Annotated in this window: 15 protein-coding genes; 14 read left to right on the top strand and 1 reads right to left on the bottom strand. The window is 41.1% G+C overall.

What is annotated here, in order from left to right:
* Positions 1–161: 161 nt before the first annotated feature.
* The 4 genes from argC to H7T99_RS10150 are packed head-to-tail and all read left to right on the top strand — an operon-like array spanning position 162 to position 4304.
* On the top strand, positions 162–1184 hold the full coding sequence (gene argC, locus H7T99_RS10165) for an N-acetyl-gamma-glutamyl-phosphate reductase (protein WP_037604139.1): 1023 nt from the start codon (positions 162–164) through the stop codon (positions 1182–1184).
* A gap of 28 nt (positions 1185–1212) precedes the next feature.
* Entirely contained in the window at positions 1213–2406 is a 1194-nt protein-coding gene (argJ, locus tag H7T99_RS10160) for a bifunctional glutamate N-acetyltransferase/amino-acid acetyltransferase ArgJ (RefSeq protein ID WP_037604141.1), read from the top strand.
* Between the two features lie 26 nt (positions 2407–2432).
* A complete protein-coding gene (gene argB, locus H7T99_RS10155) occupies positions 2433–3170 on the top strand; it encodes an acetylglutamate kinase (RefSeq protein WP_037604142.1) in 738 nt (245 codons plus the stop codon).
* Between the two features lie 3 nt (positions 3171–3173).
* On the top strand, positions 3174–4304 hold the full coding sequence (locus H7T99_RS10150) for an acetylornithine transaminase (RefSeq protein WP_037604144.1): 1131 nt from the start codon (positions 3174–3176) through the stop codon (positions 4302–4304).
* Positions 4305–4344: 40 nt separating this feature from the next.
* On the opposite strand, the gene H7T99_RS10145 is transcribed toward H7T99_RS10150, so the two are convergent.
* Entirely contained in the window at positions 4345–5223 is an 879-nt protein-coding gene (locus H7T99_RS10145; protein ID WP_037604147.1) for a polysaccharide deacetylase family protein, read from the bottom strand.
* 172 nt (positions 5224–5395) lie between these two features.
* Here H7T99_RS10145 and H7T99_RS10140 point away from each other — a divergent pair, with 172 nt between their 5' ends.
* From H7T99_RS10140 to H7T99_RS10095, 10 genes are all read left to right on the top strand, one after another.
* Positions 5396–6682 carry a homoserine dehydrogenase gene (locus H7T99_RS10140; protein ID WP_002890168.1) on the top strand — a complete coding sequence of 429 codons (1287 nt, stop codon included), beginning with the start codon at positions 5396–5398 and terminating at the stop codon, positions 6680–6682.
* Between the two features lie 83 nt (positions 6683–6765).
* The gene (thrB, locus tag H7T99_RS10135) at positions 6766–7626 is read left to right on the top strand and encodes a homoserine kinase (RefSeq protein WP_037604149.1); all 861 of its coding nucleotides are present in this window, start codon (positions 6766–6768) and stop codon (positions 7624–7626) included.
* Positions 7619–8503: an EamA family transporter RarD gene (gene rarD, locus H7T99_RS10130; protein WP_037604151.1), complete on the top strand. Its 885-nt coding sequence runs from the start codon at positions 7619–7621 to the stop codon at positions 8501–8503. The genes thrB and rarD overlap by 8 nt, the downstream gene beginning before the upstream one ends.
* A 112-nt stretch (positions 8504–8615) precedes the next feature.
* The gene (locus tag H7T99_RS10125; RefSeq protein ID WP_037604153.1) at positions 8616–9233 is read left to right on the top strand and encodes a PepSY domain-containing protein; all 618 of its coding nucleotides are present in this window, start codon (positions 8616–8618) and stop codon (positions 9231–9233) included.
* Positions 9234–9366: 133 nt separating this feature from the next.
* Entirely contained in the window at positions 9367–9570 is a 204-nt protein-coding gene (locus H7T99_RS10120) for a hypothetical protein (RefSeq protein WP_037604154.1), read from the top strand.
* Between the two features lie 453 nt (positions 9571–10023).
* Entirely contained in the window at positions 10024–10302 is a 279-nt protein-coding gene (locus H7T99_RS10115) for a hypothetical protein (RefSeq protein ID WP_142246463.1), read from the top strand.
* Positions 10303–10698: 396 nt separating this feature from the next.
* A complete protein-coding gene (locus H7T99_RS10110; protein WP_037604157.1) occupies positions 10699–11277 on the top strand; it encodes a flavin reductase family protein in 579 nt (192 codons plus the stop codon).
* Positions 11264–11833 carry a GNAT family N-acetyltransferase gene (locus H7T99_RS10105; protein ID WP_037604158.1) on the top strand — a complete coding sequence of 190 codons (570 nt, stop codon included), beginning with the start codon at positions 11264–11266 and terminating at the stop codon, positions 11831–11833. Before H7T99_RS10110 ends, H7T99_RS10105 begins: the two co-directional genes overlap by 14 nt.
* Positions 11826–12722, top strand: a complete 897-nt coding sequence (locus H7T99_RS10100; protein ID WP_037604159.1) for a hypothetical protein — start codon at positions 11826–11828, stop codon at positions 12720–12722. Before H7T99_RS10105 ends, H7T99_RS10100 begins: the two co-directional genes overlap by 8 nt.
* Entirely contained in the window at positions 12719–15367 is a 2649-nt protein-coding gene (locus H7T99_RS10095; RefSeq protein WP_037604160.1) for a valine--tRNA ligase, read from the top strand. Before H7T99_RS10100 ends, H7T99_RS10095 begins: the two co-directional genes overlap by 4 nt.
* The last annotated feature ends 172 nt before the right edge of the window (positions 15368–15539 follow it).

The following is a 15539-nucleotide window of genomic DNA, read 5'->3' as shown; positions in this document are numbered from 1 at the left end:
GACTTTTTGTTTACACTCAAAAAGCTCCATAATCTCTACAGTGGTTTTACCCACTACAGAAATTATAGAGCCGTTTTTTTCATATTAATTTCAATTCCTCCTTTACAAATGAATAAAAATACAATAAACTAATTACATATTTATTCAAAAGGAGTGCATAAATGAAAATTTCAATCGTTGGTATCACTGGTTATAGTGGTTTAGAGTTAGTTAAAATTTTGAATAATCATAAGAAAGTGGAACTTGTTTCTATTCACGCAACCAAGGAAGTGGGCCGACGATTGTCTGATGTGTATCCCTATCTGACAGGTGTTTGTGACTTAGAAATTGAGGCTTACGATGCGGAAAAGATTATGCAAAAGGCGGATTTGGTTTTCTTTGCCACACCTTCAGGAGTCTCTAGCTTGCTAGCAGAGGAATTTGTTCTGGCTGATTTTCCTATTATTGATTTGTCTGGCGATCATCGCTTGCCAGCAGATGTTTATCAAGAATGGTATAAAAAATCACCTGCTAAGCAGAGCATTTTGAATAAATTTACATACGCATTATCAGAATATGCAGATATGAAGGATAAGAAATTTATTGCCAATCCTGGATGCTATGCGACAGCGACAGAGTTAGCCTTGATTCCTTTGGTGGCAGTTAGTTTGATTGAGACGGAGAGTGTCATTGTGGATGCTAAGTCTGGTTTAACTGGTGCGGGTAAGGCTTTGAGTGAGTCTAGTCATTTTGTCAATGTTCACGATAATTACGTGACTTATAAACTCAATCATCATCAGCATATTCCTGAGATTGTTAAAACCTTGCAGGTCTTTAATCCGGAAATGCCTGAGATTCAGTTTTCAACGTCGCTTTTACCCGTTAATCGTGGAATCATGGCTACGGTTTATTGTAAGTTGAAGAAGGGCGTGACTGTAGCTGATGTAGCTTCAGCATTCACAAAGGCTTATGATGATAAACCTCTTGTACGTGTGCAAGACAGTTTGCCAGAACTACACAATGTTATTGGATCGAATTTTACAGACATCGGCTTTGCCTATAATGAGAAAACCAATGTTCTGACAGTTATTTCGGTCATTGATAATTTGATCAAGGGTGCTGCTGGTCAAGCGGTTCAAAATCTCAACCTCATGCAGGGGTGGGATGAGACAGAAGGTTTGCTTCTGACACCATCATACTTGTAGATGTAAGCATAGAGTTAGGAGAAAAAATATGAAAGTCATTGAAGGAACAATTGCCAGCCCGTTGGGATTCTCAGCAGATGGGCTACATGCAGGATTTAAAAAGAGAAAAATGGATTTTGGTTGGATTGTCTCTGAAAAACCAGCCAGTGTGGCAGGGGTTTACACGACTAATAAGGTTATCGCAGCTCCTTTGATTGTGACCAAGACCTCAGTTAAAAAGGCTGGGAAAATGAAGGCCATCGTTGTTAACTCAGGTGTAGCCAATTCTTGTACAGGGACTCAAGGATTGGAGGATGCTTACACCATGCAGGAGTGGACCGCTGAAAAGTTAGGTGTTGAACCAGATTTGGTTGGTGTGGCTTCTACAGGGGTTATCGGTGAGTTGCTACCAATGGATACCTTGAAAAATGGCCTTTCCAAGTTGGTGGTCAATGGGAATGCTGATGACTTTGCTAAGGCAATTTTGACGACTGACACAGCGACTAAGACCATTGCTGTGACGGAGACCTTTGGACGCGATGTTGTCACTATGGCTGGTGTCGCTAAGGGTTCAGGCATGATTCACCCGAATATGGCAACCATGCTTGGGTTTATTACTTGTGATGCCAATATTTCTAGTGACACCCTTCAATTGGCCTTAAGTCAAAATGTGGAAAAGACCTTTAACCAGATTACAGTTGATGGGGATACATCAACTAATGATATGGTTCTTGTCATGTCAAATGGTTGCACGCTCAATGAAGAGATACTGCTAGGTACACCAGAATTTGATAAGTTTTCAAAAATGCTTAATTTCGTGATGCAAGAATTGGCTAAGAAAATTGCCAAGGACGGTGAAGGTGCCAATAAGCTCATCCAAGTTGATGTGGTTAATGCCCCTAATGCCCTTGATGCTCGTATGATGGCAAAATCTGTTGTCGGTTCAAGCCTGGTCAAAACAGCCATTTTTGGTGAAGATCCTAACTGGGGGCGTATTCTAGCTGCTGTTGGCTATGCCGGTGTGGACGTTCCTGTGGACAATGTTGATATTATGCTTGGCGGTCTGCCAGTCATGCTTGCCTCTAGTCCTGTGACCTTTGATGATGAGGAAATGAAAGACATCATGCATGAGGATGAAGTGACCATTACGGTAGATCTTCATGCTGGACATGAAAAGGGAACCGCATGGGGGTGTGATCTTTCTTACGATTACGTTAAGATTAATGCCCTCTATCACACTTAGACTATCTAAGGAAAAGGAGTTAACTGATGACTGCTGAATATATTGTAATTAAGATTGGTGGAGTAGCCAGTAAACAGCTAACTCCTGAGATACTGACCAAACTGTCAGAATGGCAGCAGGCTGGTCAGAAAATTGTTATCGTCCATGGGGGTGGTTTTGCTATCAACCAACTCATGGAGGAACATGACATCCCAATTCATAAGGTTAATGGTCTTCGTGTGACGGGTCAGTCAGATATGGACTTGATTAAAGAAGCCTTGGTTGACATAGTTGGGAAAAACTTAGCAGGTGAGCTGACAACTGCAGGTTTGCCAGCCTATCAGCTTGTAGATGAATTGCCAGACCTTGTTCATGCTGATTTTTTGGATCAAGAGACTTATGGCTTTGTGGGTGAGGTCAAAAACATCGCCAATCAGACCTTAGTAGCACTCCTTGCTCAAGGTAAGATCCCCTTGATTCCTAGTTTGGGTTACAGTGAGCAGGGTGATTTGCTCAATATCAATGCGGATTACCTTGCTAGAGCTGTGGCAATTAGTCTAGGTGCCAAAAAACTTATCCTTATGACAGATGTCAAGGGAGTTTTAGAAAATGGTCAGGTTTTGGAGCATCTGAATCTTGTGGACGTTCAGAAAAAAATAGATTTAGGCGTGATAACTGGGGGTATGATTCCTAAAATTCAAAGCGCTGTTCAGACAGTTCAAGCCGGTGTCGAGCAGGTCATTATTGGTGATAACCTGACTGATGGTACCATAATCAAGGAGTAAGAGATGACAAAACTATTTTCAAACTATAAGCGGGCAGCGATTGATTTCGCTTCGGCACAGGGCAATTATTTGACTGATACCACTGGCAAGACCTACTTGGATTTTTCATCAGGTATCGGGGTAACTAACCTGGGCTATCATCCCCATGTCAATCAGGCTTTGACAGAGCAGGTGGGTAAGATTTTGCACCAGCCTAATCTTTATCACAATCAGTTGCAAGAAGATGTTGCTGGACTTTTAATTGGTGACAAGGACTATCTAGCCTTTTTCTGTAATAGTGGTGCAGAGGCCAATGAAGCAGCCATAAAAATCGCCCGAAAGGCATCGGGTAAACAAGAAATCATTACCTTCCAAAATTCCTTCCATGGTCGAACGTTTGGATCCATGTCTGCCACTGGTCAGGATAAAATCAAACAAGGCTTTGGTGAAGGTGTGCCCCACTTTAGCTATGCTATTTTCAATGACATAGATAGTGTCAAGGCCCTAGCTAGTGACGAAACAGCGGCTATTATGTTGGAGTTGGTTCAAGGGGAATCAGGTGTTCAACCTGCTGATAAGGACTTTGTTAAGGCTTTGGCTGACTTTTGTAAGGAGACGGGTATTTATCTTATTGTAGATGAGGTTCAGACAGGACTTGGTCGTACTGGTAAGCTTTATGCTTATGAGCACTACGATATTGAACCAGATATCTTTACTCTGGCAAAAGGTTTGGCAAATGGGGTGCCAGTTGGTGCCATGCTTGCTAAGTCATCTCTTGGAGAAGCCTTCTCTTACGGAAGTCACGGCTCTACCTTTGGAGGAAATAAACTGGCTATGGCGGCGGCCAAAGCTACGCTTGAAGTTATGTTGGTCCCAAGTTTTCTAGATACTGCCCTTGAAAATGGAAACCAGCTACAAGCAAAATTGCAAGCAGCTTTATCTGATAAAGAGACGGTTACCACTGTACGTGGCTTGGGCTATATGATTGGGATTGAGACTACTGGCAATTTAGGAGAATTGGTCCAGTCGGCTCGAGATAAGGGGTTAATTGTCTTAACTGCAGGGACAAACGTGATTCGTCTTTTGCCACCAATCACCCTAAGTGATGCTGAAATTGAAAAGGGTGTGGCTCTCCTATCAGAAATATTTGACTAGAACATAAAAATCACTTGATTCTTGAATCAAGTGATTTCTTTTACTCATTGTCAGTATCAATCTCGCTGAGAAGTCCTTTAGCTGTTGTTGTTGGCAGAATACGGACACGATTAAGTGAGAGAAGACCATCCTTGGCACTGGCTAGCCCTTCGTTGGTTGTTAGTCCTAACTTGTAAGTTTTCTTAGCTAGGTCAAGTGTCGTTTGATTGTAGCGACCTGATGGGTAGGCAATGGTATTGACCTTGGTATTGAGTTTATTTTCAAGGAAGTCAATAGAATCCGTTAATTCAACCTTTTGTGTCGCCTTATCAGTGGTTGACAAATCGGGGTGATTAACCGTATGAGACTGGAAGCTCATACCGTGAGCCATCATTTCTTTCATCTGTTTGACGGTAAGATTTCCAGCATTTCCTTTCTTAACAAAGCCAGTGATCACATTATTGGTTGCTTTAGCCTTGTATTTTTTGAGAATAGGATAGGCAATGGTGTAGAAATCTTCGTTACCATCGTCAAAGGTCAGCCAGACAACCTTCTTAGCAGGTAGAGCGTTTTCAGTGAAGGCCTTATAGGCTTCTTCAGGCGTTAGGAAATAGTAACCTGCCTTTGACAAAGCCTTGATTTGTGCTTCGAAGAGGTCTGGGTCAACGATAAGGTTAGCGTTAGAAGCTTCAGATGGATCCATGACGTGTACCGCATGATACATGAGGATAGGGATTTGGACAGGATCGTCATAGGTTTTCCATTTAGCTGTCGTCTTAGACTGACTGGTCTGAGCCTGTTGTTGCTTGCTTTTCGACTGATTTGGTCGGTTAAGCATAAAGACTGCTAGTAAGCCAAGAAGGACAATATTTAGGAAAAGCAGAAGAAGGTTCAGTTTCTTTCTGTTAGCTTGAGTTGTTTTTTTCTTTTGAGAAGTCATTGTATCCCCTTTCAAATAGGTCTAGTTATTATTCTAACAAAAATGGGATGGAAATGCACAGAATTTTCAGTAAAAAGAATACTTGCCTCCTTAAATGGCAACAATATTCTGTCAATTCCGATAGAAATGTGGTACAATTAAAAAAATGTATGTTTTTAAGGAGAAATCGTAAATGTCTATTAAAATTGGATTGCTTGGCTTTGGTACAGTAGCTAGCGGTATTCCTTTCCTCTTGAAGGAAAATGGTGAAAAGGTTCTTGCAGCCTCACGTGACCAACTCGAAATTGCCAAAGTTTTGGTTAAAGATGACGAGGAAAAAAATCGTCTTATCGCTGCCGGAAACGACTACAATTTTGTCACAAATGTTGACGAAATCCTTAATGATGAAGAGATTCAAATCGTTGTTGAATTGATGGGTCGTATCGAGCCAGCTCGTACCTTCATCACAAAAGCACTTGAAGCAGGTAAAAACGTTGTTTCTGCTAACAAAGACTTGATTGCTACTCATGGAAAAGAGTTGATTTCTCTTGCCCAAGATAAGGGAGTGGCTTTCTACTATGAAGCTGCTGTTGCTGGTGGTATTCCAATTTTGCGTACTTTGGCTAACTCTTTGACGTCTGATAAGGTGACACGTATCCTTGGTGTGCTTAACGGAACATCTAACTTTATGATGACTAAGATGGTTGACGAAGGTTGGTCATATGAGGACGCTCTTAAGACTGCCCAAGAACTTGGTTATGCTGAAAGTGATCCAACTAACGACGTTGAAGGTATTGACGCTGCTTATAAAGCTGTTATCCTTAGCCAATTTGGATTTGGTGCCACAATTGATTTCGACGATGTGACTCACAAGGGGATTACAAACATCTCTACTGATGATGTAGCTGTTGCTCAAGAATTGGGTTATGTCATCAAATTGGTTGGTGATGTGCGTGAAGTAGAATCAGGTATCTCAGCAGAAGTGTCCCCAACATTCTTGCCAAAAAATCACCCACTTGCTAGCGTCAACGATGTCATGAATGCAGTCTTTGTTGAATCTATCGGTATTGGCGAATCAATGTACTACGGTCCAGGTGCTGGTCAAAAACCAACAGCAACATCTGTTTTGGCAGATATTATCCGTATTGCTCGTCGTCTTTCAGATGGCAATGTTGGTAAACCATTTAATGAGTTCCGTCGTGACTTGCCATTGGCTAATCCAGCAGATGTTAAGAGTAACTACTACTTTGCCCTTGATACGCCAGACGAAAAAGGTAAAATCCTTCACTTGTCTGAAATCTTCAACTCAGAAGATATTTCATTTGAACAAGTCTTGCAACAAAAAGCAAATGGCACAACAGCTCGTATCGTTGTGATTACACATGCTATGTCTAAGACACAACTTAAAGCTGTTACTGAAAAACTTGAAGCAGCAGAAGATTTCACAGTTGTCAACACATTGAAAGTTTTGTCTAACTAATTGATAAGCCCATACTGGTGCGTATAAGAAAGGTATTCAAGGAGAAAAGTCGCTGATGGCTTTCCTCCTTTTGGTGTATTATTATGAAAATTACTGTTCCAGCAACATCTGCCAATATTGGTCCAGGTTTTGACTCTGTGGGTGTTGCCGTTTCTAAATATTTGACAGTCGAGGTGCTTGAACCAGTGGATGCATGGCATATCGAACATGATTTGGGCGATATTCCTTCAGATGAAAATAACCTCCTCATTTCAACTGCCTTGCAAGTTAAGTCTGATTTGCAGCCCCATAAATTGGTGATGACATCAGATATTCCCTTAGCGCGTGGGCTAGGTTCTTCAAGTTCTGTTATTGTCGCAGGAATCGAGTTGGCCAATCAATTGGCAAACTTGCAGCTCTCAGACGATGATAAACTTGATATTGCAACCAAGATTGAAGGTCATCCGGACAATGTTGCCCCAGCTATTTTTGGGAATCTCGTTGTAGCCTCTTATGTGGATGAACATGTTAATAGCATCGTGACAGACTTTCCAGAGTGTGCCTTTGTAGCCTTCATTCCGAGCTATGAACTTAAGACATCTGATTCACGTGGGGTACTTCCAAGTGACCTGTCTTACAAAGAAGCTGTAGCTGCATCATCTATTGCCAACGTTGCCATTGCTGCCCTCTTTGCAGGCGATTTGGTTAAGGCAGGACATGCTATTCAAGGGGATATGTTCCACGAACGCTACCGTCAAAAATTGGTTAAAGAATTTGCGACTATTAAGGAATTGTCAGGTCAATATGGTGCTTATGCGACCTATCTTTCAGGCGCTGGCCCAACAGTTATGACCTTGACGCCAAATGATCAGGCTGAAGCTCTTAAAACGGCTATCGATGGTCTTGGTTTAGATGGTGAAACCTTCATCCTATCTGTGGATAAAGCAGGTGTTGTCGTTGACTAGAAAAAATCAAGGGCTACTCTTTGGTCTAGCCACCTATATTCAATGGGGATTTTTATCCCTTTTTTGGAAGCTTTTAGCAGGTGTTTCGGCTTATAACACCTTCTCGTGGCGGATTGTTTTTACAGTGGTGACTATGCTGACTTACGCCCTAGTCGCTAAGCAAAATACACGTTTCAAAAAGGAGCTTGTAGAACTTTGGCAAGATAAGAAAGCCTTGCTTCGTATGCTACTTGCTAGTTTTCTCATAGCAGCTAACTGGTTGATTTATATCTATGCTGTGGGTCATGGTCAAGCGACGCAGGCTAGCCTGGGCTATTACATTATGCCTATTGTTTCTATCCTGTTTGCCCTCATTTTTCTTCGTGAATCATTGAGTAGGACCATGTGGGCAGCAGTAGTATTGGCCTTTATAGGAGTACTGGTTCTTGTTGCCAATACAGGAAAACTTCCCATGGTTTCATTGGGGTTAGCTCTGAGCTTTGGTTTCTATGGTCTAATCAAAAAAGGGGTTAGACTCTCCAGTGACGTAGCCATGCTAGTAGAAAGCGGCTTGCTACTACCTTTTGTAGCTATCTATCTTGTTTTCTTTTCTCCAGAATCATTTTCTTCCTATTCGAGCATGGAAATGTTTCTCCTAGCCATATCCGGTGTGGTGACGGCCGTTCCATTGCTTTGCTTCTCAGAAGCAGTCAAAAGGGCGCCGCTTAACCTTATTGGTTTTATCCAGTATCTTAATCCTACGATTCAACTTCTCGTAGCCATCCTCATTTTTGGTGAGACGGTCAGCTTTGGAGAGTTGAAAGGCTTCCTCTTTATCTGGATGGCCATACTAGTCTTTGTAACTGGCCAAATAGTAACATTTCGTAGAAGTTCCTGATAGCTATCGGGAACTTTTTATAATGTCGACCTAAAAATGAGCCAAGTTTATCTGACAATTTTAGAACTTTAAGATATAATAGTAGTATTAGATTAAAATAGCGGAGAATTTTATGCGAAAAATGAAAAAGCTAGTGAGCTATCTGCTTCTGCTCGCTATCCCAGTTGCCATCGCTGCAGGTCTGTTTATCTTTAACGGTTCAGGTTACCGTTTGTCAGAAAAAGATGCAGCAGACATTGCTTACAAAAATGCAGGTGTCAAAACTTCTGAGATCTCTCAATCAACAGTTTCAAAAGCACGTTCTGGGCTTCACGGAAGTTATGAGATTAGTTTCACAACGTCAGACAACCATTTTGAGTATACGATTGACGGTCAGTCGGGATCTATTTTGAAACATAAGAGTGACCATCCAACATCTAAGGATGAGGATGATACTCAAAAAAGTGAAGAGCCTAAAGACGAGACTCAACCTAGCGAAAACAAGGAAGAGACAGCAGTATCTAAAGAAGCTGCGCAAACGACAGCTCTTAACCATGCTGGCCTAGCTGAAGGTTCTGTGACCAACTTGAAAACGGACTTGAAGACTGAAGGAGACGGTAAAGTCTACAATATCAGCTTTGATTATGCTGCTAGCGGTCTACGTTATAAATACGCGGTAAATGCTGATTCAGGAGCTATCGTAGCCTATACGACTGAGTATCTGACAGGGGCTGCGACTCCTGCTCAGTAGGTCGCAGATAGGGTGAAAAGCTCTCCTTATTATTGAGGAAAATCCTTGCAATTTCTCTGAAATGGTGTAAACTTAAAGTGAAAACGGTAACAGTAGTTGTAAAAGTTGCCGTAGAATCAAGGAGGCTTTGACCATGAAAGAATTCCAAGCATTTAAAGACACGCTTAGCAATAAGGCTCTCAAAGCCATTTACGAAGAAAGTAAATTGGAAGTTCAAGACGAAACAACTGAAGGTACAGAAGCCTTCTCACTAGCTTTGGCGACCCAAATGGCTATCAATCTACTCGAAAGCTATGAAAAATGGCTAAAAGAAGAAAGAGCTAAGGGAGATAAATAAGATGAAATCCTTGTCGAAAGACAGGGATTTTTCTAATGGAAAATAAAGTTATCTAGAATGTAGATGATCTGTCTTGAAATATCTATAATGCCATCATTCATGTACTCAAAAAAAATAAATGCTTTTACTTATGATAAATGAGCCATTTCTTGTGGAAAAGGTCACGATTTTAGCCGATGTTTTGTTACAATGGTTTCAGCAAGTTCCTTAAGAGAGGAGTAGAAAGATGATTTTCTTGGTGGTTAGGATAATTACTATGATGTTTGGGGGTATAGTTACTTACCTGCTATTGTGTTATTTTATTAGTCATACACAGTCCGAACATGTTTTAATAAGAGCACATCAAAGACGAGTTGCAGCTGGGAAAAGGCTCAAAGATGTTTGTGGGCTTGAATTAAAAGTTCATAAAGAACATTTTCAGAAGGATTTTGAAGGAAAGTGATGGTGAACTTCATGGAGTTAATTAAATCATTTCTTGTGGCGCCCTATTTTCTTGGGATGATTCTTGGTGGTGTGTTTTTAGGGATTTATGTGTTGATAGATAAGATTATTAAGAATCCGATAAAAGATATCAATTATTATAAAAAGTTTGTAGAATCTTACAAAGAAGAAGCAGATTTTTATAAAATGTCCTCCGAAGAGTATAAAACGATGGCAATAACTTACCGTAAGAGATATTTGGAAAGCCAAGCAAAGTTAGAACTTGTCATGAAAGGTAATAGTAGCCATTGAAAATTGTGAGGAAAAGTAGGACAGAGGACCTACTTTCAAATTCAAAAATCAATAAGATTTCCATCACAATTTCATTTGTCTTGGTCTTAAAATTGTGATAAAATAAGACCATTCAGAGGTGCTTTGAAGCCCATTTGTCACAGGAAGCGGTGGTACTGAGAAATCCGCACAAATGTCAAAGCTGGTTGCTGATGGTCAAATTGAATCAAGAAAGCTGTGAGTGGTTGTCACTCAAAATTGGGTGGTACCGCGGATACACATTCGTCCCTGTCATAGTTATGGCAGGGATTTTCTATAGCTTTTAAAGAACTAAGACCGAAGGTCACAGGTGGATTTAGAGATATCGATGCAGACGGAGCGCAAGCGAGGTCTACGTTCCTATCAGAGGAGGGTGACATGAAGCAATCTTTTGAGACCAGTAAATTGTACTATGGTTTTCCCATTTTTATCTTGGGTTACCAGGACCAGACACATGGCTATAATGTGACGACTTGTAGTTCTTCCTATAGTCTAGGAGATTGGCTCGTCATCGGGGTTGGTAGTGAGGAAAATGCGGCAGACCAGATTAAGCATTATCAGAAGTTCACAGTGAATATTCCTGATGAGAGTTTAATGCTTGAGATGGAGCAGGCTGGTTTTATTAGTCATCGTGAAAAGATTGCTAAATTCGGCTTAGATTTCCAACCTTCTAAACTGACACAAGCACCTATACTGGATGCTTGCCCAGTCGTATTGGATTGCCAGGTAGACAGAATTATTGAGGAAGATGGTATCTGTCATATCTTTGCTAAGATTCTAGACCGTCTGGCTGAATCTGATTTGTTGGATGACAGGGGACATTTTAAAAATGACCGCTTTGCACCGACTTACTTTATGGGAGATGGTTATAAACGTGTCTATCGCTATCTAGATGACCGAGTCGACCCCATGGGAAGCTTCATCAAGAAAGCGAGGAAGAGGGATGAAAAGAGCTGAGTTGCCAGAACGAATCGAAACGGAGCGACTCGTCTTACGAAATCGTACATTGGCGGATGCAGAGGCAATTTTTGACTTTGCCAGTCGTCCAGAAGTCTCCTACCCAGCTGGTTTTCCACCCGTCAAGACCTTGGAAGATGAAATCTATTACCTAGAACATATCCTTCCCGAGCGCAATCAAAAAGAAAATCTTCCAGCAGGCTATGGGATTGTGGTCAAAGGGACTGATAAGATTATCGGCTCTGTTGATTTCAACCATCGCCACGAAGACGATGTGCTTGAGATTGGCTATACCTTGCATCCAGATTATTGGGGCCGAGGTTATGTACCAGAAGCAGCGCATGCTTTGATTGATTTAGCTTTTAAAGAACTGGTGCTTCATAAGATAGAATTGTCTTGCTTTGGCTACAATATCCAAAGTCAACGAGTTGCGAAAAAATTAGGATTTACCCTTGAAGCTCGCATAAGAGACCGCAAGGATACCCAAGGCAACCGCTGTGATGATTTGAGATATGGCTTGCTGAAGAGTGAGTGGGAGAGTTTAAGTAATGTTTAGTGGTCATTCAATCGTTACTATTAATAATTATGATTTAATTCAGGTTTCTGATATTAAAAATTATTCTGCAAATTTCAATCCACACTTATATTTTATTTTAGGTATACCTAGATGGTATTTTAAAAAAGTTAGGAGTTGTTTTTTTGATAGGACAAAAGTAAAATATACAGTTATAAGTGAAGATGGAACTGAGTATTCTAATACTTTCCGACTTACGGATAAAAAGGGCAACTTGCTTAAAATTAATAAACTTGAAATTTCAAGAGATTCGCTTTTTTTAACTATAAATGGAACAGAAAAATATTCTGCAACAAATATTATGTTAAATAATAAAAATTTTATACCAGCTTTTAAGATACTATATATAGGGCAAGCAAAAGGTAATGATTTTAATAGATTTGCTCAAGATAGATTGAAAAGTCATTCTACTCTTCAAAATATCTTATCGCAGATAATTGACTCTAGAATCATATATGATATTAAAGTACTTCTGTTATCAACAAGTGAAGTTAAAGTTGCTACTACTATGGATTCCGGTAAGTTTGCTACAATATCTGCGGAAGAAATATTAGATTTTCCTGATGAATCTAGTCACATAAATCTAGTTGAAGCAAAATTAATTAATTATTTTAAACCTGAATTTAACGAAAAATTCAAAAATTGGTATGTTCCTGAGGAGCATCACAAGTCCTATGATGATTATTATAAAAAGAAATTTAATTCTATGGTAATCACTTTTGAAAATTTATTGCCATGTTCTTTCTATACAGATCATGTTAAACATTTTACAGTACCGTTTGAAATTATAGACTATTCGATAATTGGGAGTGAAAATTTTTTTGAATCTGTGATAGAACAGTATATTAATTCGAAGGAGAAACAAAAATGAAACAACTTTCACCTAAATACAATCCAGCCGAGGTTGAGGCTGGTCGTTACCAAAAATGGCTTGACGAAGATGTTTTCAAGCCTTCAGGCGATAAAAAGGCTAAGCCTTATTCAATCGTTATTCCACCACCAAACGTAACCGGTAAACTTCACCTTGGTCACGCTTGGGATACGACTTTACAGGATATCATCATCCGTCAAAAACGCATGCAAGGTTTTGATACACTTTGGCTTCCTGGTATGGACCACGCTGGGATTGCCACTCAAGCTAAAGTAGAAGCTCGTTTGGCTGAAGACGGCATCTCTCGTTATGACCTTGGTCGTGAATCTTTCTTGACTAAAGTCTGGGAATGGAAAGACGAGTATGCGTCAACTATCAAGCAACAATGGGGTAAGATGGGTCTTTCTGTAGATTACTCTCGTGAGCGTTTCACCCTTGACGAAGGTCTTTCAAAAGCGGTTCGTAAGGTTTTTGTAGAGCTCTACAAGAAAGGTTGGATTTACCGTGGTGAATTTATCATCAACTGGGATCCGAAAGCCCGTACAGCCCTTTCTGATATCGAGGTTATTCACAAGGATGTCGAAGGTGCCTTCTACCACATGAACTACATGTTGGAAGATGGTTCACGTGCCCTTGAAGTGGCAACAACACGTCCTGAAACTATGTTTGGGGATACTGCTGTAGCGGTTAACCCAAACGATGACCGTTATAAAGATTTGATTGGTAAAAATGTTATCTTGCCAATCTTGAACAAGCCAATCCCAATCGTTGGCGATGAGCACGCAGACCCTGAATTTGGTACTGGTGTGGTGAAAATCACTCCTGCCCACGACCCTAACGACTTCTTAGTTGGTCAACGTCATAACTTGCCACAAGTCAATGTCATGAACGATGATGGTACCATGAATGAATTGGCTGGTGAATTCAACGGTATGGACCGCTTTGAAGCTCGTAAGGCTGTTGTTAAGAAATTGGAAGAAATCGGTGCGCTTGTTAAGATTGAGAAGATGACCCACTCAGTTGGTCACTCAGAGCGTACTGGAGTTATGGTTGAGCCACGCTTATCTACGCAATGGTTCGTGAAGATGGATCAATTGGCTAAGAACGCTATTGCCAACCAAGACACAGATGATAAGGTAGAATTCTACCCACCTCGTTTCAACGATACCTTCCTCCAATGGATGGAAAATGTCCATGATTGGGTTATTTCTCGTCAGCTCTGGTGGGGTCACCAAATCCCTGCCTGGTACAATGCTGAGGGTGAAATGTACGTCGGCGAAGAAGCTCCAGAAGGTGACGGATGGAAACAGGATGAAGACGTCTTGGACACTTGGTTCAGTTCTGCCCTTTGGCCATTCTCAACCATGGGCTGGCCTGATGTCGACTCAGATGACTTCAAACGTTACTTCCCAACTTCAACCCTAGTAACAGGTTACGACATCATCTTCTTCTGGGTGTCTCGTATGATTTTTCAATCATTGGAATTCACTGGCCGTCAACCATTTCAAAACGTTCTGATCCACGGTTTGATTCGTGACGAGCAAGGACGCAAGATGTCGAAATCTCTCGGAAACGGGATTGACCCAATGGATGTTATTGAGAAATACGGTGCTGATGCCCTTCGTTGGTTCCTTTCAAACGGTTCTGCACCAGGTCAAGACGTGCGTTTCTCTTACGAGAAAATGGATGCGTCTTGGAACTTCATTAACAAAATCTGGAACATCTCTCGTTACATCCTCATGAACAATGAAGGATTGACCTTGGATGTGGCGCGTGAAAATGTAGCTAAAGTGGCTGCTAGTCAAGCAGGTAACGTGACAGACCGTTGGATTCTTCACAACCTCAACGAAACGATTGGAAAAGTCACTGAAAACTTTGACAAGTTCGAATTTGGTGTGGCTGGTCACATCCTCTACAACTTCATCTGGGATGAGTTTGCGGACTGGTATGTTGAGTTGACTAAGGAAGTGCTATACAGCGACAATGAGGACGAAAAAGTCATCACTCGTTCGGTTCTTCTTTACACTTTGGACCAAATCTTGCGTCTTCTTCATCCAATCATGCCATTCGTGACTGAGGAAATCTACGGTCAAATCTCTGAAGGAACAATCGTGACGGCGGAATACCCAGTGGTTCGTCCAGAGTTTAAAAACGAAGAAGCAGCAGCCGGTGTTGAAGCTCTTAAAGATGTGATTCGCTCCGTTCGTAACTCACGTGCAGAAGTGAACGTAGCGCCAAGTAAACCAATCACTATCTTGATCAAGACAAGCGACAGCAAGCTCGATGCTTTCTTTAATGATAATGTCAACTACATCAAACGCTTCACAAACCCAGAACACTTGGAAATTGCAGCAGATGTCGAAGTGCCTGACTTGGTTATGTCAAGCATCATTACAGGTGCAGAAATCTACTTGCCACTCGCTGACCTTCTTAATGTCGAAGAAGAATTGGCTCGTCTTGAAAAAGAATTGGCCAAATGGCAAAAAGAACTCGACATGGTTGGTAAGAAACTTAGCAACGAACGCTTCGTAGCCAATGCCAAACCAGAAGTCGTCCAAAAAGAACGCGACAAACAAGAAGATTACCAAGCTAAATACGATGCGACAGTAGTGCGTATTGAAGAAATGAAGAAATTGGTGAAATAAACAAAGAAGCACGGCGGAATGCCGTGTTTTTTAAGCTCTTTGTCAACTGTGGTGCTTCACAAAAAAATTCTGGTGATGTGTCGTGATTTAAATATAATCATAACCACCCGTCTAACGGGTGGTTTGATCAAGGGCTATAAGCCCATAATACCAGCCAGCGCCTAAAGACGCT

This window comes from Streptococcus sp. 17.1 (genome assembly GCF_016648655.1).
GTDB lineage: Bacteria > Bacillota > Bacilli > Lactobacillales > Streptococcaceae > Streptococcus > Streptococcus salivarius_E.
Note: the sequence above shows the minus strand (reverse complement) of the source record. Positions and strands in the feature narration are given on the sequence as shown.

Coding starts and splice junctions, on each gene's coding strand:
- argC (WP_037604139.1), top strand. CDS start 162: ATGAAAATTTCAATCGTTGGTATCACTGGTTATAGTGGTTTAGAGTTA.
- argJ (WP_037604141.1), top strand. CDS start 1,213: ATGAAAGTCATTGAAGGAACAATTGCCAGCCCGTTGGGATTCTCAGCA.
- argB (WP_037604142.1), top strand. CDS start 2,433: ATGACTGCTGAATATATTGTAATTAAGATTGGTGGAGTAGCCAGTAAA.
- H7T99_RS10150 (WP_037604144.1), top strand. CDS start 3,174: ATGACAAAACTATTTTCAAACTATAAGCGGGCAGCGATTGATTTCGCT.
- H7T99_RS10145 (WP_037604147.1), bottom strand. CDS start 5,223: ATGACTTCTCAAAAGAAAAAAACAACTCAAGCTAACAGAAAGAAACTG.
- H7T99_RS10140 (WP_002890168.1), top strand. CDS start 5,396: ATGTCTATTAAAATTGGATTGCTTGGCTTTGGTACAGTAGCTAGCGGT.
- thrB (WP_037604149.1), top strand. CDS start 6,766: ATGAAAATTACTGTTCCAGCAACATCTGCCAATATTGGTCCAGGTTTT.
- H7T99_RS10125 (WP_037604153.1), top strand. CDS start 8,616: ATGCGAAAAATGAAAAAGCTAGTGAGCTATCTGCTTCTGCTCGCTATC.
- H7T99_RS10120 (WP_037604154.1), top strand. CDS start 9,367: ATGAAAGAATTCCAAGCATTTAAAGACACGCTTAGCAATAAGGCTCTC.
- H7T99_RS10115 (WP_142246463.1), top strand. CDS start 10,024: ATGGAGTTAATTAAATCATTTCTTGTGGCGCCCTATTTTCTTGGGATG.
- H7T99_RS10110 (WP_037604157.1), top strand. CDS start 10,699: ATGAAGCAATCTTTTGAGACCAGTAAATTGTACTATGGTTTTCCCATT.
- H7T99_RS10105 (WP_037604158.1), top strand. CDS start 11,264: ATGAAAAGAGCTGAGTTGCCAGAACGAATCGAAACGGAGCGACTCGTC.
- H7T99_RS10100 (WP_037604159.1), top strand. CDS start 11,826: ATGTTTAGTGGTCATTCAATCGTTACTATTAATAATTATGATTTAATT.
- H7T99_RS10095 (WP_037604160.1), top strand. CDS start 12,719: ATGAAACAACTTTCACCTAAATACAATCCAGCCGAGGTTGAGGCTGGT.